24 protein-coding genes are annotated in these 24642 nt (G+C 74.1%); 9 read left to right on the top strand and 15 right to left on the bottom strand.

Translation table 11 applies throughout. The annotated features are described in order from the left end of the window. Positions 1–2: 2 nt before the first annotated feature. Complete coding sequence (locus ABT160_RS05920) at positions 3–590, bottom strand: GNAT family N-acetyltransferase (protein WP_351644025.1); 588 nt, start codon at positions 588–590, stop codon at positions 3–5. Next, positions 587–943, bottom strand: coding sequence for a VOC family protein (locus ABT160_RS05915; RefSeq protein WP_351644023.1), 357 nt, complete (start codon positions 941–943; stop codon positions 587–589). Before ABT160_RS05915 ends, ABT160_RS05920 begins: the two co-directional genes overlap by 4 nt. 231 nt (positions 944–1174) lie before the next feature. On the opposite strand from ABT160_RS05915, the gene ABT160_RS05910 reads away from it, so the two are divergent. The 3 genes from ABT160_RS05910 to ABT160_RS05900 all read left to right on the top strand — a co-directional run bounded on the left by ABT160_RS05910 (position 1175) and on the right by ABT160_RS05900 (position 3678). After that, the gene (locus ABT160_RS05910) at positions 1175–1693 is read left to right on the top strand and encodes an SRPBCC family protein (RefSeq protein ID WP_351644020.1); all 519 of its coding nucleotides are present in this window, start codon (positions 1175–1177) and stop codon (positions 1691–1693) included. Beyond that, positions 1693–2736, top strand: coding sequence for an LLM class flavin-dependent oxidoreductase (locus ABT160_RS05905; protein ID WP_351644018.1), 1044 nt, complete (start codon positions 1693–1695; stop codon positions 2734–2736). Before ABT160_RS05910 ends, ABT160_RS05905 begins: the two co-directional genes overlap by 1 nt. A gap of 294 nt (positions 2737–3030) precedes the next feature. Beyond that, positions 3031–3678 (top strand): dihydrofolate reductase family protein, encoded by a 648-nt coding sequence (locus tag ABT160_RS05900; RefSeq protein WP_351644015.1) that lies wholly within the window; start codon positions 3031–3033, stop codon positions 3676–3678. Between the two features lie 21 nt (positions 3679–3699). On the opposite strand, the gene ABT160_RS05895 is transcribed toward ABT160_RS05900, so the two are convergent. The 7 genes from ABT160_RS05895 to ABT160_RS05865 all read right to left on the bottom strand — a co-directional run bounded on the left by ABT160_RS05895 (position 3700) and on the right by ABT160_RS05865 (position 10162). Then, positions 3700–4386 (bottom strand): TOPRIM nucleotidyl transferase/hydrolase domain-containing protein, encoded by a 687-nt coding sequence (locus ABT160_RS05895; protein ID WP_351644014.1) that lies wholly within the window; start codon positions 4384–4386, stop codon positions 3700–3702. A 98-nt stretch (positions 4387–4484) separates the two neighbouring features. After that, the gene (locus tag ABT160_RS05890) at positions 4485–5219 is read right to left on the bottom strand and encodes an MgtC/SapB family protein (protein WP_351644012.1); all 735 of its coding nucleotides are present in this window, start codon (positions 5217–5219) and stop codon (positions 4485–4487) included. A gap of 94 nt (positions 5220–5313) precedes the next feature. After that, positions 5314–6249 carry a CorA family divalent cation transporter gene (locus ABT160_RS05885; protein WP_351644010.1) on the bottom strand — a complete coding sequence of 312 codons (936 nt, stop codon included), beginning with the start codon at positions 6247–6249 and terminating at the stop codon, positions 5314–5316. A 52-nt stretch (positions 6250–6301) separates the two neighbouring features. Beyond that, entirely contained in the window at positions 6302–6487 is a 186-nt protein-coding gene (locus ABT160_RS05880) for a hypothetical protein (protein WP_351644009.1), read from the bottom strand. A 573-nt stretch (positions 6488–7060) separates the two neighbouring features. Continuing rightward, on the bottom strand, positions 7061–7468 hold the full coding sequence (locus ABT160_RS05875; RefSeq protein WP_351644006.1) for an ArsR/SmtB family transcription factor: 408 nt from the start codon (positions 7466–7468) through the stop codon (positions 7061–7063). Between the two features lies 1 nt (position 7469). Further along, positions 7470–9719, bottom strand: coding sequence for an NACHT domain-containing protein (locus tag ABT160_RS05870; protein WP_351644004.1), 2250 nt, complete (start codon positions 9717–9719; stop codon positions 7470–7472). Next, on the bottom strand, positions 9716–10162 hold the full coding sequence (locus ABT160_RS05865) for a hypothetical protein (RefSeq protein ID WP_351644001.1): 447 nt from the start codon (positions 10160–10162) through the stop codon (positions 9716–9718). Before ABT160_RS05865 ends, ABT160_RS05870 begins: the two co-directional genes overlap by 4 nt. Positions 10163–10593: 431 nt before the next feature. On the opposite strand from ABT160_RS05865, the gene ABT160_RS05860 reads away from it, so the two are divergent. Further along, entirely contained in the window at positions 10594–11256 is a 663-nt protein-coding gene (locus tag ABT160_RS05860; RefSeq protein ID WP_351643999.1) for an RICIN domain-containing protein, read from the top strand. 53 nt (positions 11257–11309) lie between these two features. Here the strand turns inward: ABT160_RS05860 and ABT160_RS05855 are convergent, their stop codons facing one another. Beyond that, positions 11310–13709, bottom strand: coding sequence for a polysaccharide lyase 8 family protein (locus tag ABT160_RS05855; RefSeq protein ID WP_351643997.1), 2400 nt, complete (start codon positions 13707–13709; stop codon positions 11310–11312). 154 nt (positions 13710–13863) lie between these two features. After that, positions 13864–14964, bottom strand: a complete 1101-nt coding sequence (locus ABT160_RS05850; RefSeq protein ID WP_351643995.1) for a substrate-binding domain-containing protein — start codon at positions 14962–14964, stop codon at positions 13864–13866. A gap of 264 nt (positions 14965–15228) precedes the next feature. Between ABT160_RS05850 and ABT160_RS05845 the strand changes: the two genes are divergently transcribed. The 3 genes from ABT160_RS05845 (at position 15229) to ABT160_RS05835 (ending at position 19173) form a co-directional block, all read left to right on the top strand. Next, the gene (locus tag ABT160_RS05845; protein ID WP_502984164.1) at positions 15229–16272 is read left to right on the top strand and encodes a hydroxyacid dehydrogenase; all 1044 of its coding nucleotides are present in this window, start codon (positions 15229–15231) and stop codon (positions 16270–16272) included. A gap of 85 nt (positions 16273–16357) precedes the next feature. Further along, positions 16358–17224, top strand: coding sequence for a universal stress protein (locus ABT160_RS05840; protein ID WP_351643992.1), 867 nt, complete (start codon positions 16358–16360; stop codon positions 17222–17224). A 506-nt stretch (positions 17225–17730) separates the two neighbouring features. Beyond that, on the top strand, positions 17731–19173 hold the full coding sequence (locus ABT160_RS05835; protein WP_351643989.1) for an FtsW/RodA/SpoVE family cell cycle protein: 1443 nt from the start codon (positions 17731–17733) through the stop codon (positions 19171–19173). A gap of 20 nt (positions 19174–19193) precedes the next feature. Here ABT160_RS05835 and ABT160_RS05830 read toward each other — a convergent pair whose 3' ends face one another. Both ABT160_RS05830 and ABT160_RS05825 read right to left on the bottom strand, forming a co-directional pair. After that, positions 19194–19562 carry a hypothetical protein gene (locus ABT160_RS05830; RefSeq protein WP_351643986.1) on the bottom strand — a complete coding sequence of 123 codons (369 nt, stop codon included), beginning with the start codon at positions 19560–19562 and terminating at the stop codon, positions 19194–19196. Between the two features lie 241 nt (positions 19563–19803). After that, positions 19804–20604 carry a glycerophosphodiester phosphodiesterase gene (locus tag ABT160_RS05825; RefSeq protein WP_351643983.1) on the bottom strand — a complete coding sequence of 267 codons (801 nt, stop codon included), beginning with the start codon at positions 20602–20604 and terminating at the stop codon, positions 19804–19806. 396 nt (positions 20605–21000) lie between these two features. On the opposite strand from ABT160_RS05825, the gene ABT160_RS05820 reads away from it, so the two are divergent. Beyond that, on the top strand, positions 21001–21477 hold the full coding sequence (locus ABT160_RS05820) for a hypothetical protein (RefSeq protein WP_351643981.1): 477 nt from the start codon (positions 21001–21003) through the stop codon (positions 21475–21477). A 155-nt stretch (positions 21478–21632) separates the two neighbouring features. Further along, positions 21633–23672: an ATP-binding protein gene (locus tag ABT160_RS05815; RefSeq protein WP_351643978.1), complete on the top strand. Its 2040-nt coding sequence runs from the start codon at positions 21633–21635 to the stop codon at positions 23670–23672. Between the two features lie 63 nt (positions 23673–23735). Here the strand turns inward: ABT160_RS05815 and ABT160_RS05810 are convergent, their stop codons facing one another. Continuing rightward, positions 23736–24191 (bottom strand): universal stress protein, encoded by a 456-nt coding sequence (locus tag ABT160_RS05810; RefSeq protein ID WP_351643975.1) that lies wholly within the window; start codon positions 24189–24191, stop codon positions 23736–23738. Positions 24192–24332: 141 nt separating this feature from the next. Then, entirely contained in the window at positions 24333–24593 is a 261-nt protein-coding gene (locus ABT160_RS05805; RefSeq protein WP_351643973.1) for a WhiB family transcriptional regulator, read from the bottom strand. Positions 24594–24642 lie beyond the last annotated feature (49 nt).

The following is a 24642-nucleotide window of genomic DNA, read 5'->3' as shown; positions in this document are numbered from 1 at the left end:
GCTCAGTCCCGCGACCGCAGGTGCAGGTGCCCCGGCAGCGGGTGCTCCGGCGGGGCGGCGGGCACCTCGGACATCTGGGCGTAGCCGCCCTTCACCGCGACCCGGCAGGACGCGTCGTTGTCCCGCCGGTGGAACAGCCGGAGCCGTACGAGCCCGCGGTCCGCGAACGCGTCGAACGCCCAGGCCGACACGGCGTCCAGGGCGCGCGACGCGACGCCGCGGCCCCGGGCGGCCGAGAGCGTCCAGTAGCCGACCTCACCGGTCGCGGACGCCGGGGCGAGGCCCTTGACGACCACGTGGCCGAGCAGCGGACCGGGCGACCCGCTGCCGCTCGGCTCCGGTACGGACTCCCGTACGGAGAAGGCGAACCGGTCGCCGGCGCGGCGGCCGGCCCGCTGCTCCTCGATCCACTCCACCGCCCCGGCCCGGTCGCGCACGGCGAACCTGGTCCAGCGGTGGATCTCCTCGTCGTGCGCCGCCACGAGGAGGTCCTCCAGGTCGGCGGGGCCCCAGGGGCGCAGCTCCAGGGCGGGCGCGGAGCCCGTGGCCCCGGCCGTGAGGCGCGTGTCCGTCCCGTTCACGTCGTTCATGAGGCGGGATTATGGCTGAGCACGTTCACCACGCGGCCGCTGGGGTCCCGCACGAAGAACCTGCGCACGCCCCACTCCTCGTCCTGGAGCGGGTGGACGATCTCCGCCCCCGTGGCGCGCACCGCCGCGTACACGGCGTCCACGTCGTCCACCTCCACGCTCATGTCGGGCGCCACCGGCGCCGTCGCGTCCTCGCCCATGACGCTGATCTGCGCGGCGGGGTGCGAGGGCGAGGCGAGCGTGGTGATCCAGCCGTGGTCCATCACGGGCTCGAAGCCGAGCAGGCCGTAGAACTCCCGGCTCTCGCCGACGGCTTCGGTCTGGACGTTGGGGACGACACGGCGGACGGTCACGGACGACTCCGGTGCGGGAGGAGGGGTACGGAGCCCCGGGAGCGCGGGCCCCGGGGACGCGGACCCCCATCACTACTACGGAACGGCCGCCACCGCGAGCGGGTTTGCCGTCCCCGGCTGACGGCCCTTCAGGTGCCCCTCGTACGAGCCCCCTTGACGTGGTGAGTCCATTTACGAAACTCTCGTGTTCAGGACCTTGGTCGCCGGGCAGTGCAGAGAGGTGGGACCACGATGGAGTGGACGGGCGCACGGTACGCGGACACCCCGACCGTCGAGGTGCGGCGCAGCATCCGCGCCTCGCCGCACCGGGTCTGGGAACTGGTCACCGACATCGCCCTGATGCCCCGCACCAGCGGGGAGCTCCAGTCCGTCGAGTGGCGCGGCGGCGCCGAGGGGCCCGCGGTCGGGGCGAGCTTCGTCGGGCGCAGCAAGCATGACGCGCTGGGGGAGTGGGAGACGGTCTCGTACGTGATCGAGTGCGCCGAGCCGCGGGTGTTCGCCTGGGCGGTCTCGGACCTCGAACGGCCCGCCGCCGTATGGCGGTTCACCATCGAGGAGCAGCCGGACGGCACCACGGAACTGACCCAGTGGGTGCAGCTGGGCCCCGGACCCTCCGGGCTCTCCACCGCCATCGAGCGGATGCCGGACAAGGAGCAGAAGATCGTCTTCGTGCGGCTCAGGGAGTTCGAGCACAACATGGGCCTCACGCTCGGCGCCCTGGGGGAACTCGCCGAGGGGACCGCCCGCTGATGCGCACCGCGACCACCATCGAGGCGTCCGGCGGCGACTGGCGCGAGACGGTCGACTTCGTGACCGAGGCCGAGAAGCTGGGCCTGGACATCTGCTGGGTCGCGGAGGCCTGGGGCTCCGAAGCGCCCTCCCCGCTGGGCTTCCTGGCCGCGCGCACCGAGCGCCTGCTGCTCGGCTCCGGCATCATCCAGCTCGCCACCCGCACCCCCGCCGCCATCGCCCGCGCGGCCCTCACCCTCTCCCAGATCTCCGAGGGCCGCTTCCTGCTGGGTCTCGGACCCTCCGGGCCGCAGGTCATCGAGGGCCTGCACGGAGTGCCCTTCGCCCGTCCGCTGACCCGCATGCGCGAGACGGTGGAGATCGTGCGGCTGGCCGCGAGCGGCGAGAAGATCGCGTACGAGGGGAAGGAGTTCACGCTCCCGCTGCCCGGCGGCGACGCGCGCCCGATGCGCCTGTCGATGCGCTCCGAGTACGAACTCCCCATCTACCTCGCCACGTTGTCGCCCAAGATGCTGCACCTGACCGGCGAGGTCGCCGACGGCTGGCTGGGCACCAGCTTCGTGCCCGAAGGCTCCCGTACGGCCTACTTCGACCACCTGGACGCGGGCCTCGCCGCGGCCGGCCGCACCCGCGCGGACCTGGATGTCTGCCAGGGCGCCGAGGTCGATTTCGCCGAGGACGAGGAGGCGCTGCGCACGATCGTCGCGAGTCGCAAGAAGGAACTCGCCTTCAGCCTCGGCGGCATGGGCTCCGCCTCGACCAACTTCTACAACCAGGCCTACAGCAGGCAGGGCTGGGCCGAGGTCGCCGCCGCGGTCCGCGAGCGCTGGCAGTCCGGCGACCGCGACGGCGCCGCGGACCTGGTCACGGACGAGATGGTGCTGGCCACCACGCTGATCGGCACGGAGGACATGGTGCGGGCCAGGCTGCGGGTGTGGCGCGACGCCGGGGTCGACACGGTGCGCCTCTACCCGGCGGGGGAGACGCTGGAGGCCCGGCTCGACACCCTCGGCCGCGCGATCGACCTGGTGCGGCAGACGTAGGGGCGGTGGACGGCCCGCCGGGCGGCGTCCGGTCGCAAGCGCGTGGTTGCCGCGGATTCCCCGGACGCACCGCCGCCGCGGTCCACGAGTACGCGGGCGGCCAGGGCACCCGCGACACCACCGTCCTCGCCCCGCCGACCTACGTCGTCCGCCCCTGAACCGGACCCGGCTCCACGGCGCCGCGCGCGCCCCGGCCCGTACCGGCGGGGTGGACGGGTGAAACCGTGGCCGGAGCGCGATGAGTTCCCGGCGGCCGGGAAGTCTCCCCTGCGTCACCGACCCACAGGAGGAGCAGTGCCCCAGCTACTCAAGGTGCAGAACTTCAACGTCTCCGCCGACGGCTTCGGCTCCAGCGAGGACCAGACCCTGGAGCGCCCGTTCGGCAGCGCCTTCGACCCCCAGCGGATCTTCGCCTGGGCCTTCGCCACCGCCGGCTGGCCCGGCCGCACCGACGGGGGAGGCAGCCGGGGCCTCGACGACCACTTGATCCGGGACTTCTCCCACAACATCGGCGCCGAGATCATGGGCCGCAACAAGTTCGGCCACCAGCGCGGTCCGTGGCAGGACCACGAGTGGAAGGGCTGGTGGGGCGACGAACCGCCCTTCCACACCCCGGTGTTCGTGCTGACCCACCACCCGCGGCCCTCGATCACCCTCTCCGACACCACGTTCCACTTCGTGTCGGGCGAACCGGCGGACGTCCTGGCCCGGGCCAAGGAGGCCGCGGACGGCAAGGACGTACGGCTCGGCGGCGGGGTGAGCACCGTACGGCAGTACCTCGACGCCGGGCTGGTCGACACGCTGCACGTCGCCGTGTCCCCGATCAAGACCGGGACCGGGCTGCGGCTGTGGGACTCGCCGGACGACCTGCGCGACCGCTACCACCTGGACGTGGTGCCCAGCCCGAGCGGCGTCACGCACCACCTCTTCTGGCGCAAGTGAGAGGGCCGGGGCGGCCCCGGCTCAGCCCTCCGGGGCGGGGACGGCCCGCCGCCCCACCCGGTCGAGCAGCCGCACCAGCGGCTCCGGCACCCGGTCCGCCTCCAGGCGCTCCACCAGGGCCCGCGCGTACTGCGCCTTGCGGCCGCTGTGCGTGCCCATGAACCGCCGCAGCCGCCGGTCCACCGACCACTCCCGCTGGACCGGCTGGTTGCGGAACGTCTGGTAGGCGCGGCCCTCGCCCTGGTCCTCGATGACCCGCTCCACGCCGTCGTTGCCCAGCGCGCGGATCAGCTCGTCCTCCAGGTCCGCGTCGCACACGAAGAACCCGAGCGCCTCCAGGCCCTCCCTGGTCAGGCCGGTGCCCAGCCCCACGCGCTCCAGGTGGCGCCGGAAGTGCCGCTCCTCGCCCACGTCGCACAGGCCCGCGAGCGGCAGGTCCAGGCCGGGCGGCCCGCACACGTCGAGGAAGCGCCCGATGCTGGTCGCCCCGCCGAGCGGGACCACCACGACGCCCTCGCCCTCCAGGTCGCGTCCGCGGCGTGCGGCCAGCGCCTCCAGGGCGGCCCGGTCGCTGGCGCCCTCGACGAGCACCACCGTCCGCACGCCCTCCCGGGCCAGCAGGCCGGCCTCCCGGGCCGCCTCCCCGGCGCCGGGACCACCGGCCGCCCAGCTCACCAGGGCCGTGCGCAACCGCTTCGACTCGTCCACGGGACCTCGCTCTCCGGCTCATCGTGACACGGGTGATCGCCCGTGCGCACGCGCGTTTCCCCGTACGCACGGGGTGCGCACGGACGGTCACCCGCGCCTCACACCAGTGCGTCCCTGCCGGGAGCCGGCTGCTCCTCCTGGTCCGTGCGGTGCCAGTGCAGGTCGCTGATGCCGGGCTCCAGGGACAGCCGTCCGATCACCGCGTCCATCACCGGATTGGGGTCCGCGCCCAGCGCCAGGACCGCCTTGAGCGTGGTGGTGTCGTCGTCGACGCGGCGCAGCCGCAGGCCCGAGAGCTGCGCCGTGGTGCCGCTGAGGACCTGGATCAGCAGGGCGCGGATGTGCGCCTCGGCCCGGCGGTCGCAGGACAGGTGCAGGTTCACCGTCGTCCCGGTGTCGTCGTCGCCCTGCGGAGCACGGTCGATGAGCCGGCTCGCCGGACGCAGCACCAGGTGGATCGCGACCACGGCGAGGGTCCCGATCAGCGCCAGCGGGATCCGGCCCGAGGCCGACAGGACGCCGGCCGCCGCCGAACACCACAGCGTGGCGGCGGTGTTGAGGCCGCGGACGTTGGCCCCGTCGCGCATGATGACGCCCGCGCCGAGGAAGCCGACGCCGGAGACCACGTAGGAGGCCACACGGGTGGGGCTGTTGGGGTCGCCCACGACGTCGCTGTAGAGGACGAACAGGGTGGCGCCCGCGGCCACCAGGGCGTTGGTGCGGAGACCGGCCATGCGGGCGCGCCACTGGCGCTCCACGCCGATCAGGGCGCCGCAGCCTATTCCCGTGACGAGGCGGGTGGCGAAGTCGATGGTGCTCAGCGTGGTCTGCATGGGCGGCACCTCCCGGTGGCGCGTCGGTTCGGGGGAGTGAGGGGAGCGCGGCACCGGCCGGGGGACGGCCGGTGCCGCGCGGGTGGGGCGGGCTTCAGCGCAGCCATCCGCGGCGCCGGATGTACCACAGCGGGATGAGCGCGGTGATGAAGGTCAGTACGGTGGTGAACAAGAAGCCGTGCTGCCAGGAGAGTTCGGGCATGTTGGTGAAGTTCATGCCGTAGAACGTGGCGATCAGCGTCGGCGGCAGGAACACCGCCGTGATGATGGTGAACACCTTGACGATCTGGTTCTGCTTCACGTCCAGCGACGTCATGATCGACTGCTGTAGGAAGCGCACCTTGTCGTGCTCGTAACTGGCGTGGTCCTTCACACCGTTGATGTCCGCCACCAGGACGTCGATCAGCGGGGCGATCCGCGGGTGGGACGCCTCGGCCTCGGCCCTCAGGTGCCGCGCCGCGCGGGCCAGCATCAGCTGTGACTCCTGCGAGCGGGAGACGACCTCCTCGGCCGCGTTCATCTGCCGGATGGTGCCCTGCATGTTGCTGACGCCGATGTCCGCGCCGCGCTCGTCGTAACCCTGGGTGGCGAGCTCGATGTCGTCGCTCATGCGCTCCAGCACGTCGGAGGCGTGGTGGATGACGCGCTCCTGCGCCTCGTTGAGGGCGTACAGCAGGGCGTACATCACGCCGTGGGCGCTCTCGGCGAGGTGCGGGAGGCGCCGCAGCCGCGCCAGGGCCTTGTCGAACGGTGCGAAGGGGGTGGAGGGCTGGAGCGTGACGAGCACGTCCTCGCCGAGCGCGAAGACCAGCCGCTCGCGGCGGATCGTACCGCCGCTGCGGATGTTGACCACGATCGGCAGGTAGACGAAGTCGTCCGTCTCCCAGGCGCGGTCGCGCGCGCTGTCGAAGTCCACGCCGGTGGCCTTGGCGGCCCGGTCGAGGGCGGAGCGGTCGTCCGTCGCCACCTGGATCCAGCGGTCGTTGAGGCGTTCGGGGTCGAAGACGGCCGCAACCGTGTTCTGCGTCATGGGGTGTTCCTTCTCTGGTGGTGCGTTCCTGCGTCGTTGCCGGTCGCGCCGGTCAGGGGTTGTACGGGGAGGTCGAGGAGCTGCTGCCCGTCTCGGGCGGCGGCTCCGGCGCCGCGTAGTGCACGACCAGGAGCCCGATGCAGATGAACAGGTAGAGGCTGATGGTGAACACCAGCGCCTGGCGCTCGAGGTTGGGCTGCTTGGTCTTCGGTGCGGCGGGCTTGCCCAGCGTGGTCATGGGAGGACCCCCTTCGGGGGTTTCGGGCAGCACCGAGCACACCCTGGACCCCGTACGCGCTCACGGAGGCGTACGGACACGAGCCCGGCAGCCCTCGGCGGGGCGTGCGGGATCCAGGGCATGGCGGTGCCGCGGGGGAGTGCCGAGATGGCGTGGACGACCGACGGCCGGGCGGCCGTGAGCCGGGGGAAGGACGTGCGTCGGAAGGGGAAGGACGTCGTCAGGCGTGGGCCCGAGCGGGCGTGCCGTCAGCGGGCGCGACCCGGGACGAGGGTGTCGTCAGGCCTGGGCCGGAGCGGCCGGAAGGCGGGTCCTACTGTGACCCGGACTGCAGATGTCCATGACCGCCCCCTTTCGCGATTCGTGCGCGGTCGGTGCCGCGCGGGACGAGCGGTCCCAGCTCGGCACCGGGGCACACGTGTCTGGGGCACCCCGCCGGGCTGGCGTGGTCACCATATTTGCACGGATGTGCAAGGAGAGGCAAAGGGGGTAGATGTCGGAATTCCGCCGTAATCGCGCATCAAGGTAGCTCTGACCTGCGAAGACGTCGCTCGTATGACGTTCAGGATTGCTTCAGGACGAGGTGCTACCGGTCGCGAGGCGCCGCCCGGCCGCACGCCCGGTAGCCCGGGACGGCGCCGCCCCGGCCGCGGCGTCCCCGGAGCGCGCCGCGCCCTCCACGGTCGTCTCGGCCACGTGCACCGCCTCGTCGAGCAGCCCGCGCACCGGCACCGCCCGGTAGTAGATCCGGGTGCCCTCGCGCCGGGCCACGACCAGGCCCGCCGCGCGCAGCTTCGCGAGGTGCTGGGAGGTGGCGGCCACATGGGCGCCGAGCAGCTCGGCCAGGGCGCTCACCGGCAGCTCGTCCCGGGTGAGCGCCCACAGCAGCCGGTAGCGCGAGGGGTCCGCGACGGCCTTGAGGACGGCCACGGCCCGGTCGGCGGCGGCCGGGTCCCATGCCTCGGCCCGTTGCGCGTTCATGTCACGAGGTTACGCCGGGTCGGCCGTCCCGGGCGCTCGGACCGTCCGCGGCGCCCAGGCCGTCCCGGTGCCCGGGCCGTCCCCGGTACGGGACCCGCATCCCCCCGCCGGCCGGCTCCGGCTCCGCCCGCGCGACCCGGCGCTGGAGCTTGACGTGCCGGAACTGGTACACCGGGCCCACCGTGCGCAGCAGGTTCCGCCGGTGCGCGTCCTCCAGGAAGGCCATCAGGTGCACCGGTGTGCCCTCGGCGCGGCTGAGCTGCGCCGACGCCAGCATGGTGTGCACCGCGAGGTTGGCCAGCGGCCCGGACCACAGGCAGTTCCAGATCCCGAAGCCCGCCCCCATGAGGGTGCCTTGGACGAGCCCCACCCAGCACACCCCGGCCGCCCCGATCGCCAGCGTCGACGCGAGGCCCACGCCGACGCCCAGGACCAGGCGCAGCCCCAGGTGGTGCCGCCAGATCTCGCGCGGGCCGATCGCCCGGACCTCCAGCTCCGGCGCCGGGCCGTGGTCCGTACGGAACGAGCGGAAGGAGGGCCCGGCCGCGAACAGGCTCCCGGACACCAGCTCGTGCGCGCCGCCGCCGACGAGCACGGAGCCGAAGCCGTACGCGATGCCGAAGGCGGCGCAGGCCCAGAACGGCGGCGGCGCGACCCCCAGCAGGGGCATCGGGCTGGCCAGCCACAGCAGCAGCGTGGGGACTACGCAGGCGAAGAAGCCGAAGCGCAGGGACGAGGGGTGGAAGATGTCCCGCCAGCCCGCCGTCTCCAGCGGCCGCACGTCGTCGAAGGACGACAGCCGCAGCAGCACGGTGACGACGTTGACCAGCCCGATCCCGACCCCCGCCCAGGGCCCCCACCAGTGCGCGAACTGCGCGCCGAGGATGAACGCGTAGACCGGCACGAACACCACGGCGGCGCACAGGGCCACGAGCGCGGCGTTCCTGCGCCGGTCGATCCAGGACGGTATGTGCCACCAGGTCAGGTCCCGCGTCCCCTCCTGGTCGAGGCGGCGGGCGACGTAGCGCAGGGTGCGCACCGCGGTGGGCACCGAGTAGCGGGGCGGCGGGTGCCCGGGCCGGACGGTGTACGCGGCCGTGACCAGGTGGTCGAGGAGGTGGTCCTCGACGTCGCGCACGCCGGGGAAGCGCCCGCGGTCCAGGAGTTCGTCGACGGCGTCGCCCCCGCCGTACACGTCGTGCACCAGGCGCAGGGCGAACGGGCTGGCCAGCGCCTCGCGCACCGGGTCCTCCGGCTCGTCGCGCAGCAGGTGCCCCGCCAGCCGGCGCCAGGGCGGCGGCGCCGGGTCGGGCTGCTGGTCGAGCAGGTAGTCCACGGCCACGGCCGGCGGGACCGGGTCGATCTCCAGGGCCACCGCCCCGGCGAGCCGGGTCCGGGTCCGCTTGCTGGTCAGGACCGCCTCGGTGGCCCGCGACACCAGGACGATCCGGAACGGCGCCGGTGCCAGGGCCTTCAGCATGGCCGCGCGCAGCTTCACCCCGGCCACCTCGTCGAGGCCGTCCAGGATCACCGCGATCCGCCCGGACGCGAGGAGCCGCTCGGCCCGGGCGCTGCCGTGCGGCCCGCGGGAGAGCCGGTACTCGGTGGTGAGCTTCTCGGCCAGCCACCGGACGGCGGTCTGCGCGTGCGGGTTCCAGCCCTGGAGCGTGACCATGACGGGAACGGGGATGCGGGCGCGGTCGCGCGGCGAGGCGTGCGCGCGGTGCTCCAGGGCGTCCAGGAGCAGCAGCACGGCCGAGGTGGTCTTCCCGCAGCCGGGCGCGCCGACCAGGAGCAGTCGCCCCGACGCCAACCCGCCGTACACGTCGTGCAGTTGGCGCTGGCCGCCCCCGGCGCGCAGCGTGGCGCGGGTGACCGGCGGGAGGCCCGGCAGCGGCCGGAAGCGGGTGTGGCCGTCCGCCGCCGGGAGGGACCCGTCGGCGCGGTTGCCCAGGTCGCGCCCGCTGACGCGCCAGCGCAGGGGGAGCGGGGCCGGTTCGTACAGCCGCCGCGCCTGCGCCTCCCGCCGCCACTGGGTGCGCACCGCCGCCTCCAGGCGGTCGGCCAACGCGTCCAGCGCGGTGGGCGGTTCGCCGTCATCGGCGGAGTGGAAGTGGACGTGCTGGGTGTTGTGGTCGCCGTACTGGTGGGCGCTCGGGCCGTGGTGCGAGGTGAGGTGAGCGCCCGGCGGAGGCGCGGGCTCGTCCGGTGCCGCGTCGTCGTCGTGCGGGTGGGTGTCGCCCGTGGTCATGGAGTCGAACCGAAGTGCACGTCCTGCCGGTTGTGGTCGCCAACCTGGTAGGCGGTGGGCCCGTGGAAGGTGTTGCCCTGGACCGTGCACGAGGACGCGGGCGGGACGGACGTCCCGAACTCTGCGACCAGCGACCTGAGTTCACCATGGACGCCCTCCGCCTCGTCCGTGCTGGCCGTGCTGGTCAGCAGGGCTGTGAACACCCGCTGCCACAGCAGTCGGTGCTCCTCGTCGAGCGCGTCCCCGCCGTCCCCGGCGCGGTGCGCCAGTGCCTGCGCCGTGGCGTCGAGCCGTGCCCGTGCCCGCTGTTCGCCGTCCGCGTCGCCGCGCCCCAGCAGGGCGGCGCACCGTCCGCGGAGCGCGCTCCACGCGTCCGTACCCGCGGCCTGTACGACGGCCGTGCCCCCTGCGGCGGCCAGCGCGACGCATCCCTCTGTCAGCATCCGTGGTGCCCCCTTCTCGGATGGAGAGGCCTGGGACCCTAGCGGCCGCGCGTCCCGCACAGCATTCGAACGCGGAAGACTCGGCGGCGTCGCCCCGGTCGGATTCCGCTGGAGAATTACTGGCCCTTTCCTGCCGGGGTGCTGCACAATTCCTGGTGTCCCGCTGGAAGTTGAACGTTGAATTCTCGTCATTTCCCCCTTCGGGTGCCGGACGTCGGGCATTCGATGAATGACCAGGACATGTGCGGCTCTCGAAGGGTTGCGTCGGTTTTCGGTCGCGCGGCTCCGACCTGCGCTTCTCGTCGCCATTGACGCCTCATCGCGCCCGGTGTGAATCTTTCGTGCCGTTCACCGGAACGTGGTGGGCGGTGCACCGCGAAACATTCACCGGGCCCGGGGATTGCCGGGTCTTCGCCACGAGGGGACGAGAAATGAAGCGTGCTACCAGAGTGCTCGCCGGCGCGGCCGCCACGGTGTTCGCGGTCGCGGCCGCACCGGCCGTGGCCGCCACGACGGGGACGGCCGCCGCGGCGCCGCAGCCGACGGTCGGGCAGTCCCTGGAGAGGTTCTCGGCGCAGGAGGCGCGGGACCTGGAGAGCAGGTACCCCGTCCAGGCGGCCCGGCTGAAGCAGGCCGTCGCCCTCTCCGCCGGTGACCGCGGCGCCGCGCGCGCCGCCGGGACCACGGCCGTCGACCCGGGCGCCGAGACCGGCGGCTACTACAAGATCCGCAACCTCAACAGCGACAAGTGCCTGGCGATCGGCAACGGCAAGACCGCCAACGGCGCCGTGGCGATCCAGTGGGACTGCCTCGACATCGCGGACCAGGTCTGGTGGGTCGGCGGGAACAACATCGTGAACTTCAACAGCGGCAAGTACCTCGCCATCGGCGGCGGCAACACCGCCAACGGCGCCAAGGCCATCCAGTGGGAGCACACCGGCGGCAACGAGCAGGCGTGGTACGGCCACACGGACGGCCACATCCTCAACTGGAACAGCGACAAGTTCCTGGCCATCGGCGCGAGCAGCACCGCCAACGGCGCCAAGGCGGTCCAGTGGGAGTACACCGGCAGCAACGGCCAGTACTGGTACTGAGCGGGACGGCGGCGGTGGCCGCGCCGCCCCCTGTGCGGCGCGGCCACGGCCGCTCAGGCCAGTGCGACCACGACCTCCTGCGTCACCCCGGCCTGGCCCGTCAGGCTGCCGAACTCCAGTGTCAGCGTCGCCCCCGGCGTCGCCGCGCGCACCGTCGGGGGCGCGGACCGCACCGAGGCGACCGCCCTGCGCCACGTCACCGTCAGGGCGGTGCGCTCGCGCGGGGGGTCACTGACGCACACCGACGCCGTCCCGTCACCGTGCTCGTGGACCAGCACCGAGCACGGCCCGTCCGCGGTCAGCGGCCCTGCCGTCCCCGCGGCCCAGAAGTTCACGGCCGTCACCCCCAGCGAGGGCACCCGGATCCCTTGCGCCGCACCGGTGTTGGCGAGCAGGTCGAGCCAGCCGTGGTCGGCGGCCCGGGCGGCGGTCCGCTGCGCGGTGGCGCCCGGCATCAGCACGTACGCGTACGACGCGTCCACCGGGTCCGTGCCGTGGTCGACGTAGAGCGTCGCGTACCTGCGGGAGAGCACGGCGCCGTCGCCGCCGGTGTTGATGTCGCTCCACCGGCCCGACCGCTCCTCGCGCAGCAGGGCGAGCGTGCCGCCGGACGGGAACACGTACCCCGCGTGCCCGCCCAGGTGCGCCCACGACGCGCTCGCCGTCGCCGACCACGGGTAGGCCGACGGCTGCACCACGCCGTCCACGGTGAGCGGGGCGCCGCCCACCGTTCCCAGGTTGCGGTTGTCCACGACCGAGTCCACGGGCGTGCCGTCCGCGCAGCTGATCCCCGCGCCCAGGCAGACGATCCCGTCGTCCAGGAAGAACCAGGACTTGCGCGCCTGGAGGGTGCTCGACAGCGCCTTGAGGTGCTGGCCCACCGCGCCGTAGGTGCCGTCCGTGGCCCCGCCGACCCAGCCGGCGTCGGGCCGCTTGTTCGCCCAGGCCCCGCCCTCCCCGTCCGCGAGGCGCTTGCGGGACGTCGTCGTCCCGGGCAGCCGGTAGGGGTCGACGGTGGGCCAGAACGCGTCGCTGTACTGGCCGTTCGCGAAGTCGGCGCCCCACCAGGTGAGCATCCCGCTGCCGGTGTGCCAGCCGCGGGGGTTCTCGCCGTTTCCCGTCTCGTAGTACGAGATCCGCTTGTCCGCCATGCTCACGGAGGCGGCCCAGCCGGGGCGCCGGTGCGTGGCCCGGGCCATCGAGGAGAACAGCCAGTGCCCGACCGGCTCCGGCGCGGCCGTCACCGAGGTGTCGTCCAGCACGTCCCGCAGCCGGGCCAGCGCGGCCACGCCCAGGGAACGGTCGCCCGTCGGGGGGCTGTAGTAGTCGCGCTGCGCCCACCCCTTGACCAGCGCCCGCCACCGGGCGTTCTCCGCCGCGCTCGCGCCCTGGCCGAGCAGCAGGACGGAGGCGAGCACGGCGTGTCCGCGCCGGTGGTCGTCCTGCTGGAGCCGCTCGGGGTCACTGGCCGCGACGCCCCTGCTGACCGCGCGGCCGGACACGTTGTCCATCACCAGGCCGTTGTAGAGGAACGGCGCCCAGGCCCGTTCCACCGCGTCCAGCACCACCTGGCGCTGCGGGTCGGTGATCGCCCAGGTCGAACCGGCGAGCGCGGCGAGCAGCAGTCCGACGCCGCCGAGCAGCACGGTGCCGTAGGTGCCGGTGTAGGCGATGTTGGTGTGCTGGACGAAGGACCCGTCGCGGTACAGGCCGTCGCCCGTCGTCACGTACGGGAAGACCGGTGAGAGCGCGTCGCGGGCGGACGCCAGCTTGGCGGCGCTGTCCCCGAGCAGGCCGCGCACCGCGAGGACGCGGCAGAGGTCGACCCGGTTCGCCCCGGTCGAGGAGGCCACCGCGCTGTCGGGAACGAAGTGGTCTATAGCGGCACCGAGTTGGGACTTCTGGGTCGCCGAGAGGGAGGCGTGGACCAGGACGGCGGTGTCCAGCAGGGCCTGCGGGGAGCCGATCTGCCAGTCCCACCAGTTGCCGTAAGCGGTCTGGTCCTCGCGGTAGACCCGGGCGTACAGCTGGTCCAGCCCGGTGAGCACGGACGCGAGCAGGCCCGCGTCCCCGGTGGAGCCGGTCCCCGGCTGGGCCCAGGCCTGCGCCATGGTGCGCAGCCGGTTGCAACTGCCCGTGACGTTCGCCGAGTTGTCGGGCGTACGGAAGACGAGGTCCGGCCAGAGGGAGGTGGCCGCCGGGCTCATCCGGTCGGCGAAGTCGCGGGCCTGCGCCCCCAGGTCGGCGAGCTTGGTCCTGAACGGCTCGGCCCCCGCGTCGAACCCGCCGCCGAGCTGGAGTTCGCGCCACCGGGTGCGCAGCCGGGCGAACTCGTCGTCGGCCGCGAAGGCCGTACGGGTGGGGAAGAGCGGCCCGGACGGGAGCGGAACCAGGGCGAGGGTGGCGCCCCCGGCCGCGACCAGGAAGGAACGACGTGACCAGGGACGCGACATGGCGGACTCCGGTTCGGGTGAAGGGCCGTCCGATAGAAAGCGCTTCCATCGTGGAGGTCGCGAAGGGCGGTGCGCAAGGGTCGTGCGGGACATGGGTCAGCGCCCCAGCTGCCGCATCGGCCGTGGGGTGTGGTGCTTCAGGGAAGGGGGGCGGTCAGAAAGCCCTTGCGGAAGCGCCGCAGGACGCCCGCACTGACAGGCGGGGGAGCAGGTCGACGTGCTGGACCGGGAGGTCGGCGCCGGAGGCGGTGGCGGCGACGCGGGCCAGCAGCAGCTCGGCGGCGCGGGTGCCCAGGGCGCGCTTGGGCAGCGCCATCGACGTCAGGGGCAGGTCGGTGAGCCCGGCCAGTTCGTCGTCGTACGCCACCACGGCCAGGTCCTCGGGGACGCGCACCCCCGTGTGCTGCAGGCGCGGCACGAGGGTGGCCGCGTCGGCGTCGGTGTGGACCAGGGCCGCGGTGGCGCCGTGCTCGTGCAGGGCGTCCAGGAGGTGGCGCAGGGTGCGGTCCAGGCGCTCGGTGCGGGACTCCTGCGGCCGGTGCTCCAGCGGCGGCAGGGACTCCAGGCCGAGCGGGCCCGCGGCGCTCGCGCAGCCGTCCGCCATCCGGTGCGCGGTGGGGCTGGACTGCAGGGCGAGCGCGATCCGGCGGTGGCCGAGGCGGGCCAGGTGCGCCAGTGCCTGGGCGGCGCCCTGGGCGTGGTCGGTGCGGACCCGGTCGAGACCGGCGGCGGGGTGGCCGGCCGGCGCGGTGCGCTCCACGAGCACGGTCGGCACGGGCAGCCGGGCGACCCAGGAGCCCTCGTCCCCGACCGGCGCCCCGGTCCGCCACCACGGCGTGACCAGCAGGCCGTCGACGCCGGAGCGGACCAGCTGGCCGGCCTGGACGGCGTCCTCGTCCGGCAGGTAGCGCGAGAGTCCGACCACGAGCCGGGCGCCCTGGGCCTGCACCGCCGCGCGGGCGCCCTGGACCACGTCCGCGTAGTAGTAGTCGGTCGTGGGGACCACCATGCCCACGGTCAGGGCCCGTTGCCCCGCCCGGGGCGTCGCCGGGGCGGTGACGGCCGTACCGTCCACGTGCTGCACGCTGCCGTGCAGGCGGCGCAGCCTGCCCTCGGCGGCCAGCACCTCGACGTCGCGGCGCAGGGTGACGGGGGAGATGCCGAGCTCGGCGGCCAGCTCGGAGACGCGCACGCTGCCCCGGTCGCGCAGCACTTCGAGCACCTGGCGGTGCCGGTCGGCGACGTGGCCGCGCATGAGGTCCTCCGGAAACCCTGGGCGCCGTCCCCCGGCGGGGCGGCTGGGGCGCCATCGTAGCGATCACATACCGGTTCCGGTCGAAACGATCGTGTCAGAAGGAACGCTCTCTCGATCATTGACAGTCGATCGAAACGAAGTGAAAGTTGCGTGCGATCCCCCGGGTGCCCGGAGGACCTGTCCTGGGAGCCGCGATGCCGAGAACCCCTCCGCCCGCCCGCCGCGCCTCCGGCGCCGGCCCGGCCGCGGGCACGGTGAAGTGACGTGGAGCGGAACCGGGTTCCCCGCCAGTCGACCGGCCGCCGCCGCCCCCGGGCCGCCCTGGTCATGGAACGGCAGGTGCACACCGGCCTGTTGCGCGTCGGCGCGCTCGACCGGCTCACCGAAGTCGCCGAGGCCGACCCGCGGTTGCTGGTCACCGGCTTCGACGACCTGGACGCGCCGCGCCGCGACGCCCTCGCCCGCGCCGAGGTGCTGCTCACCCACTGGGGAGCGCCCGCGCTCACCGCCCCCGTGCTCGACCTCATGCCGCGCCTGCGCCTGGTGCTGCACGCGGCCGGCAGCGTCAAGGCCCTGGTCACCGAGGAGGTCTGGGCGCGCGGGATCCAGGTGTGCTGCGCCGCCGACGCCAACGCCCTGCCGGTCGCCGAGTTCACCGTCGCCGCCGTCCTCTTCGCCAACAAGCGCGTCCTGGAGGCCTCGCGCCGCTACACCCTGGAGCGACGGCCGCCGGACCTGCTGGACGAGCCGTTCCGCGAGGTGGGCAACTACCGCAAGACCGTCGGCATCGTCGGCGCCTCCCGTATCGGCCGCCGCGTGATCGAGCTGCTGCGCCCGTACGACCTCGACGTGCTGGTCTACGACCCGTACGCCACGGTCGACGAGCCCGGCGTCCGCCAGGTCGGCCTGGACGAACTGGTGCGCCGCAGCGACGTCGTGTCCGTGCACGCCCCGGCCCTGCCCGAGACCCGGCACATGTTCGACGCCCGCCGCCTGGCCCTCCTCAGGGACGGCGCCACCCTCGTCAACACCGCCCGCGGCTCCCTCGTCGACACCCGGGCCCTGACCGCCGAGCTCGCCTCGGGCCGGATCAGCGCCGTCCTCGACGTGACCGAGCCGGAGGTGCTGCCCGCCGACTCGCCGCTCTACCGGCTGCCCAACGTGCTGCTCACGCCGCACGCGGCCGGCTCCCTCGGCACCGAGCTGGTCCGCATGACGGAGTCCGTGCTGGCCGAGCTCGTCCGCTACGCCGAGGGCCTGCCCCTGCGCCACGCGCTCACCGCCGCCGAGCTGTCCCGCTCGGCCTGACCGGGCCCGCCTCCCGCGTCCGCCGCGTTGCGCCGTCCGGACCACCAGCCCTGCGCGCCCGGACGGCGACCCGCAGGCTTGGGGCATGAACCATGGCCCCGTGATCGCAGCCGTCGACGGATCGGCGCACAGCCTGACCGCCCTCGACTGGGCCCGCGCGAGCGCCCGGCGCCTGGGCGCCGAGCTGGTCGTCGCGCACGCCCTGCGCGAGCCGGACCGGACGGGGCCGCGGGAGCCCGGCACGGTCGAGGAACAGGTGCGGGCGCTCTTCGACGGCCGCGACGACCTGCCCGCCGTGCGGTACGAGGTCGTCGAGGGCGGCGTCACCGAGGCCCTGGGCGAGGTCGCCAGGGGCGCCAGGATGCTCGTCATGGGCTCGCGCGGCCGGGGCGGGTTCGCCAGCCTGCTCCTCGGCTCCAACAGCCGCAAGTGCGCGGCGTCCGCGCCCTGCCCGGTCGTGGTGGTGCCGCACGCCGAGCGCCGGGTGGCCGACGACCGCGAGGAGGCGGTGGTCCTCGGCCTGAACACCATCGAGACCGCCGAGGAGGTCGTGGACTTCGCCTTCGCCGAGGCCGCGTCGCGCGAGGTCCCGCTGCGGGTGCTGACGGCCTACGCGGTCCCGCCGTCCCCGCTGATGCTGGTCGGGGCCGCCCCCCTGGAGGCACTGCCCGCCGAGGAGGACGCCTCGCCGCTGGAGCAGGCGACCCGGAAGATCCAGCGCGACCGCCTGGCGGCGAGCGCCGGGCGCCATCCCGGGGTGGCCGTGGAGTCCCTGATCGTGCCCGGGGACGCGGCCGGGTACCTGGTGGACGCCTCGCGCACGGCGGCGCTCGTGGTGGTCGGCCGCCACCGCTACAAGGTCACCGGCGCCAGCCTGCTGATCGGCTCCGTGAGCGACGCGGTCCTCACCCACGCGCACGCACCGGTCGCGGTGGTCCCCGCGGAGGAGTGAGCGGCATCCCGGAAAGGCGCCTGGAAAGGTGCCCGGAAAGGCCCCGGAAGAGCCCCGCGGGTGCCTCGCCGAGCCCCCCGGAAAGGCGAGTGTCCCCGGTGGCGGGGGTGGTGCGCCGGGGACACTGGCGCAGGGTCGTGTTACGGGTGTGCGGCCTCGACCCCGCCTATTCGGTTGTCCGGTGTCCGCTGACACCGCACGGGCTGCCCGGCCTCATCCGTCCCGGGTCCTGCTCGCGCTTCGATCCTAGGGAGCGCCGGACGCGCTCCCCGCCGCCGAAGGTCCCCTCCGGCCGGGGCTTTGGGGCCGAGGGCGGCGCCGGTACGGGCCCGGTGGCCCGGCTCACAGCGGCCGGGGCGGCGCCCCGCGCAACCATCGCGCCGCTTTTGCCCTCTTTACACGCGAAATCCGCTCGTGCGACCGCGTGCGACCACGCCGTTCACCGGGGGCGGGGCCACGGGGAAGGGCAGCGAGCGACGAGAGACGAGCGACGGCGGACGGGGCCCATGGACACGATCACGCGCGCCGAGCCCGGTCCGCACTCCGCGCCCGAGGGGGCGGGGCCGCCGCTCTGGCGCGCCTCCGCCCGGGCCCGGAGACGTACCGAAGCGCTGCTGTTGCTGCTCGTCGCCGTCCTGACGATCGGCGGGCACTGCGCGGCGTCACTCACCATGCGCGGCGAGCTGCCGCCCCAGCTGGCCGGCTTCGCCGGGAGTGTGTTGCTCTTCCTGCTGGTCGCGCACCTGGCCGTGCGGTTCGCCGCGCCGTGTGCTGACCCGCTGATCCTGCCGCTGGCGTCCCTGCTCTCGGGGCTCGGGCTCGTGCTGCTGTACCGCCTGGACGTGGCGTACGCCGAGCGCTACCCGAAGTCCACGCCCACCGCGCCCGGGCAGCTGCTGTGGCTGGTGATCGGGGTCGCGGTGTTCGCGGCGGTGGTGCTGGCCCTGCGCGACCACCGCCACCTGCGCCGGTACATCTACGTCACGATGGTCGTCGCCCTGGGACTGCTGATGGCCCCGGCGTTCTTCTCGGCCGACGTCTACGGCGCCAAGCGCTGGATCTTCCTGGGCCCGCTCTCGGTGCAGCCGGGCGAGTTCGTGAAGATCATGATCTCGGTCTTCTTCGCCGGCTACCTCGCCACCCACCGGGACGGACTCGCGCTCGCCGGGCGGAAGTTCCTGGGGATGCGGCTGCCGCCGGGGCGGCAGTTCGCGCCCCTGGTCGTGATCTGGGTGGTCAGCCTCCTGGTGCTGGTCTTCGAGCGGGACCTGGGCACCTCGCTGATCTTCTTCGGCGTCTTCGTCCTGATGCTCTACTCGGCGACCTCGCGCACCAGCTGGATCGTGTGCGGCCTGGCCATGGCGGTGGTCGGCGCCGCGGTGGTCGGCTCGGTGCAGCCCCATGTGAAGGGGCGCGTGGAGGCCTGGCTGAACCCGATGGCGATCTACCTGCCGGTGGGGCAGCGTCCGCCGGGCCTGGTCTCGGACCAGTCCGCGCAGGCGCTGTTCTCCTTCGGCAGCGGCGGCCTGGCCGGGACCGGCCTCGGCGGCGGGAACCCGGAGCTGGTCGGCTTCGCGGGCCGCAGCGACTTCATCCTCACCACGGTCGGCGAGGAGCTCGGGCTCGCGGGCCTGATGGCGGTACTGCTGGTGTACGCGCTGCTGGTGCAGCGCGGCTTCTCGGCGGGGCTGCGGCTGAGCGACCCGTTCGGCAAACTGCTGGCCGTGGGCCTCGCCGGGGCGCTGGGCCTGCAGGTGTTCGTGGTCGCGGGCGGTGTCACCGGACTCGTACCGCTGACCGGCAAGGCGCTGCCGTTCCTGGCGAAGGGCGGGTCTTCGCTGGTGGCCAACTGGATCATGGTGGCCCTGATGGTCCGGCTGAGCGACAGCGCCGAACGGGGCCGGGTGGACCGGGCCTCGTCCGGCGGGGACCCTCGGGACGCTCCCTAGCGGTCCAGCGCTCCAGCGGTCTAGCGCTCCCGGGCCTCGGGCTGCGGGAAGAGCGTGGCGAGCAGGTTCTCCTGCCAGGGGGCGTGCAGCCGCACCGTGGCGCGCGCGGACTGGGCACCCGCGACCCGGCCGGCCCGCATGATGCGCACCACGTCGCTCTCGCAGCTGGGGCAGCTGGGATTCGTGAGCGGGGAGGGGACGCGCTTGCCGTCGACGGTGTACGTGACCTCGCGGCTCAGCGGGCCCCAGCCGTGGTGCTGGATGACGTACGAGCGCTCCCAGCCGTAGCCGCAGCGCAGGCACGCGAAGGAGTAGGCCTCGTGGGCGGCGTCCGCGGAGCGCGGTGCGGCGGCCCGGTCGGTCTTCGGCGTGAGCGTCTGCTGAAGCATGGTGTCCGGCCTTTCCCTGACTTCGGCATCCCGGGGGCGGGATGTCTTGCTTCTTCAGTGAACACCCGCTTCTTCGGCTGTCTGTGCGATATGCGTACACTTCACCTTGTTTTGCCGATCCGTGGCCCCCGGTGGATCTTCCTTTACCCGGCGCGGACCTGGGTTTACCTGCGTTTGCCCAGGTCGGCACGGGTGAGCGCGGATCGCCGCGCGTGAGCGGGGGAACGGCCCGGTGCGGTGCTCAGGCCCCCAGAGTCGTCTCGGAGAGCATGCGCAGCACCTGCCGGGGCCGGTTGGTGATGATCGTGTCCACCCCCAGCCGCAGGCACAGCTCGACGTCCGCGGGCTCGTCCACGGTCCACACGTTGACCCGGTGGCCGGCCGCGTGCAGCCGGGCCACCAGTCCGGTCCGCGCCCGCACCAGGTCGATGCCGGGGCCGACGACCGCGGTGCCGCGCGGCGCGGTGGTCCCGAGGAGCGGGTGCTCCACCAGGTAGGCGCGCGGCAGGGTCGGGGCCAGGGCCCGCAGCCGGTGCAGGGCCAGTCGGGAGAAGCTCATCACCTCCACCCGGTGCCGCCGCGCCGTGCCCTCCCCGGCCGCGTGCAGTCCGTACCGCCGCAGCAGCGAGACCAGCGAGCGCTCCAGGCCGCCGCCCTGGCGGACCGGGTGCTTGGTCTCGACGTGCAGGCCGACCGGGCGGGAGGCCGACACGACCAGTTCCAGGAGCTGCTCGAAGCGCAGCACCCCGGCGCTGTGGCCCGGTCCCTTCCAGCTGCCGAAGTCGAGCGCGGAGAGCTCGGCGAGCGTCATCGAGGAGACCGTGCCGCGCCCGTCCGAGGTGCGGTCCACGGTGCGGTCGTGGACGCACACCAGATGGCCGTCGCGGGTGAGCCGGACGTCGCACTCCAGCGCGTCGGCGCCGTCGTCGACGGCCTGCTCGTAGGCGGACAGCGTGTGCTCGGGGAAGTCGTACGAGGAGCCGCGGTGCGCCACGACCCAGGGGCGGCCGGTCGCGGTGGCGGAGGAAGCGTCGGAGTCCATGACCGTAATATGCCGAAATGAGGTGAACCGGAGGTGACGTCCGGTGGCGAAACGCTGGTCGGCTCGGCGGCGAGCGGTGCCGCGGCGGGTGCCGGCGCGTGATGACGGCCCATCATGCACCGGGTCGCGGGAGCGCCGCTCGACTCCGAGCCGCCCCGGCCGTACGCCGCGTACCGCGTCCTCGGCGCGGCCCGCCGGAACCGTGCCTTCCGTCGGAACCGTACCTTCCGTTCGATGTTCAATCACCCCTCGTCATCGCCCTTTTGATGGTCGACGGCCCGTCCACCCGCTACGTCGGAGGGAGGCTCATCTCCTCCTTCAGGGGTACGCGCGGCCCCGGCGCCGCCGGGAGACTTGAGGCGAGACGTTCGCGGAGTGGGAAGGGAGGCCACGGGGATGGCCGGCAAGGGGCGGGGAATCCTGATCGCGGGAGCGGTCGCGGTGGGCGTGGGCACGCTGGCGTACGCGCTGCCCTCCGACTTCTTCGACGAACTCCCGGCGGCCGGGCGGTTCAACCAGATCCTGCACCACGAGTCGACCCGCACGTTCGCCACGGCGGCCGACGCCAAGGGCGAGGGCGGCACCACGTTCACGCTGCCCGCCTTCACGCCCTCCGACGCCACCGACGTCAAGGTCAAGACCCGGCGCGGCGGCCCCGACGGCGCCCTCTACCGCTTCCGGCTCGGCCGCGCCGCGCTGGCGCCCGCCGGGACCGACTGCCCGGCCGCGGCCCGCCCGGCCGCACCGCTCGCGGCGCGCTGGTTCCCCGGCGACGCGGTCGCCGACGCCCGCACCTACTGCGACGCGCACGGCACCTACCAGGTGGTCGTGCGCGGCGACACCGTCTACGCCTGGCGCACCAGCGCCTCCTGACCCGTCGCGCGCCCCAGGCAGGTCCCTCGCGCGCCCCGGCCGGCCCCGGCGCCGACCGTCAACACCGCGCCGCAAAACCAGGCTTGAGAGGGTTTTCCGACGGGTCTGACCCCTCCGGGCGTGCCGTCGCCCACCGCGACCAGAACACTGGGGGCGTGGCCCGCCCCATTCCCGAACCCGAAGGCGCCGCGCCCCTGATCGGACGCGTCGCGGACGCCGCCCGGCTGCGTCGCGCCCTGCGCAGGAACCGACTCGTCACCGTCACCGGAACCGGTGGCGTCGGCAAGTCCCGGCTCGTGCGCGACATCGTCCAGCAACTCACCGACGCCCGCACGGGAGTGGAGACCCGCTGGGCCGACCTGTGGACCCTGCGCGAGGAGCGGACGCTGCTCCCCGTCCTCGCCGAGGCGGTGGGCCTGGACGACCACACCTCCCGCGACCCGCTGGAAGCGCTCTCCGCCTGCCTGGGGGAGCGGCGCGTCCTGCTCGTCCTCGACTCCTGCGAACACGTCGTCGACGCCTGCGCGCCCCTGGTCGCCGAACTGCTCGCCCGCTGCCCCCGGCTGACCGTCCTGGCCACCAGCCGCCGCCCGCTGCGGCTGCCCGGGGAACACGTCGTACGGCTCGGACCGCTCAGCCGCGAGGCCGACGCGCTGAACCTGCTGGGGCGCCGCGCCGCGGAGGCGGGCGCGCCCCTGAAGCAGGAGGACGGCGCCGCCGCCCGGCAGATCTGCCGCCGCCTGGAGGGGGTGCCGCTCGCCCTGGAACTGGCGGCCGCCCAGCTGCGCCACATCAGCGTGCAGGAGGTGGCCCGAAGACTCGGCTCCCAACTGCGCGGCCTGGGCGCCTCGTACGCGGAGCGGCGCCCCGCCCGCCACGCCAGCCTGCGCACCACCGTGGGCTGGAGCCACGAACTGTGCGCCCCGCACGAGCGGATGCTCTGGGCCCGCCTCTCGGTGCTGCGCGGCACCTTCACCGAGGACGACGCGCGCGCCGTCTGCGCCGACGCCCAGCTCACCCCCGGCCAGGTCACCGCCGCACTGCGCGGACTGGTCGAGCACTCCGTGGTCGCCGAGGACCGCGGCCGGCTGCGGATGCTGGACACCCTGCGCGAGTACGGGGGGATGTGGCTCGGTGCGCTCGGCCTGCGCCAGGCCTTCGCCGACCGCCACGCCGCGCACTACACCCGGCTCGTCGAGCGCGCCGACAGCAGCTGGCTCGGCCCCGGCCAGGACGAGGGCTTCCGCCACCTCGCCCAGGCCCACCCCGACGTGTGCGCGGCCCTGGACCACCTCATCGACAGCGACCCGGAGCGGGCCCTCGAACCGGTCGGCGGGCTCGGCCTGATCTGGGTCTGCGGCGGCCACGTCCGCGAGGCCGAGCAGTACGCGCGCCGGGCGCTCGCCGCCACCCGGGTCCAGGGCCCCGACCGCACCCGGGCGCTGCGCACCTTCGGCTTCGCCCGGGCGATCCAGGGCGAGCACGACGAGGCCTACCGCACGGCGGCCCGCTGCCACGAGGAGTCCTGGCGCGACGGGGACGGCGAGGGCGTGGTCGCCGCCGGCTACCTGACGGGCATCGTGCACCTGTTGCACGGGCGCCCGCTGGCCGCGCTGCACGAGGCCGACCTGGCGCTCGCGCTGGCCCCGGCCGACCCGTTCGCCTCCGCCGCCGGGCTGCGCTGCCGCCTGGTGCGGCTGTTCGGCCTCACCGGCACCGGTCAGCTGGACCAGGCCCGGCGCGAGGCCGAGGAGCTGCGCCAGGGCTGCGCGGCCATCGGCGAGTACTGGGCCCGCTCCTACGCGGACTACCAACTCGCCCTGATCGCGGTCTTCCACGACCGCCCGGCCGCCGCGGCAGCGCACGCCCGTTCCATGCTCGACGCCAAGCGCCGCCTGGACGACAGCTACGGCATCGCGCTGGGACTCGACCTGCTCGCCGTCGCCACCGCCGCCCAGGGCCGTGGCGAGACGGCCGCGCTGGCGTACGGGGCCGGGCACGGCTTCTGGCGCCGGGTGGGCCACCCGCAGCGCGGCACACCGGAGTTGGGCCCGCTGCGCGAGCGCTGCGAACGCCAGGCGCGGGCGCAGATCGGGGACGTGGCGTACGAGCGGGCGTTCCGCAGGGGCCGCAGGCAGGACCCGGCGCGGATGCTGGCCCAGGCGGTGGAGAGCGGCCCGTCGTTCGGCGACTGAGACGGGGGCTCCCGGGAGGACGGGCCACCGGGTCCGGCCGCGCGCGACCGGACCCGGTACGGGCTACGCCGTGTCGCCCTCCGCGCGCACCACGACGACCGTGCAGCGCGCGTACTGCACGACCTGGGTGCTCACCGAGCCGAGCAGCGCGTTCTTGAACCCGCCGTAGCCGCGCGTGCCCACCACGACCGTCTCCGCGTCGTCGGACAGCTCGACCAGGACGTGCGCGGGCGCGCCCTGCTCCACGCGCGCGTTGACCCGGACGGGCGGGGTGTCGCCGAGGGTCTCGCGCAGGATCTCGTCGAGCTTCTCGCGGGCCAGCTCCTCGGGGGTGACCATGCCCGAAGCGGTGCCGGTGGTCCCCATGTTGAAGGGGTTGCGGGACCACTCCCAGCACATCACCGCGTGTACGCGGCCCGACACGGCGGCGGCGTGCGCGACGGCCCAGCGCAACGCGTCCTTGGAGTTCTGCGAACCGTCCACGCCGACCATGACCAGGGGTTCTCTGCGCTCGCTCAACGTCTTCCTCTCGTGGGTGGGGCACGTCGTGGGTGGGACAAGAAGCGGAGGTGCAAATCCGGCAAAAGGTATAGCCGGGGAGGGGGTGCGCCCAAGGGGCCCCGCCGAGGGGCCGTCACATCCGCACGCCCGCGCGCGGGTTCAGCCCGGGCGGTGCGTCCGGTGCCGGCCGCCCAGCCTGCTGCGCTCGTGCTCGGTCAGACCGCCCCAGATCCCGCTCGGCTCCCCGCAGCGCACGGCCCAGTGCAGGCATTCGAGGGCCACCGGGCACCGCGAGCAGACGGCCTTGGCGCGGGCCGCCTGGCTCAGGGCGCGCGAGGTGTTGCCCGCCGGGAAGAAGAGCTCGGGGTCGACGACCGTGCAAGAGCCCTGGGTGCGCCAGTCTTTGGTCCGGGAAGTCATGAGGAAGGTCCCCTCGTGGTGGCCGTCCGCCGGCCGCGCGCCGACGGAG

Origin of the sequence: Streptomyces sp. NPDC001941, from assembly GCF_040296945.1 — a bacterium.
Classification (GTDB): Bacteria; Actinomycetota; Actinomycetes; order Streptomycetales; family Streptomycetaceae; genus Streptomyces.
The sequence above is the reverse complement of the archived record's forward strand: the minus strand, read 5'-3'. Positions and strand labels throughout refer to the sequence as shown.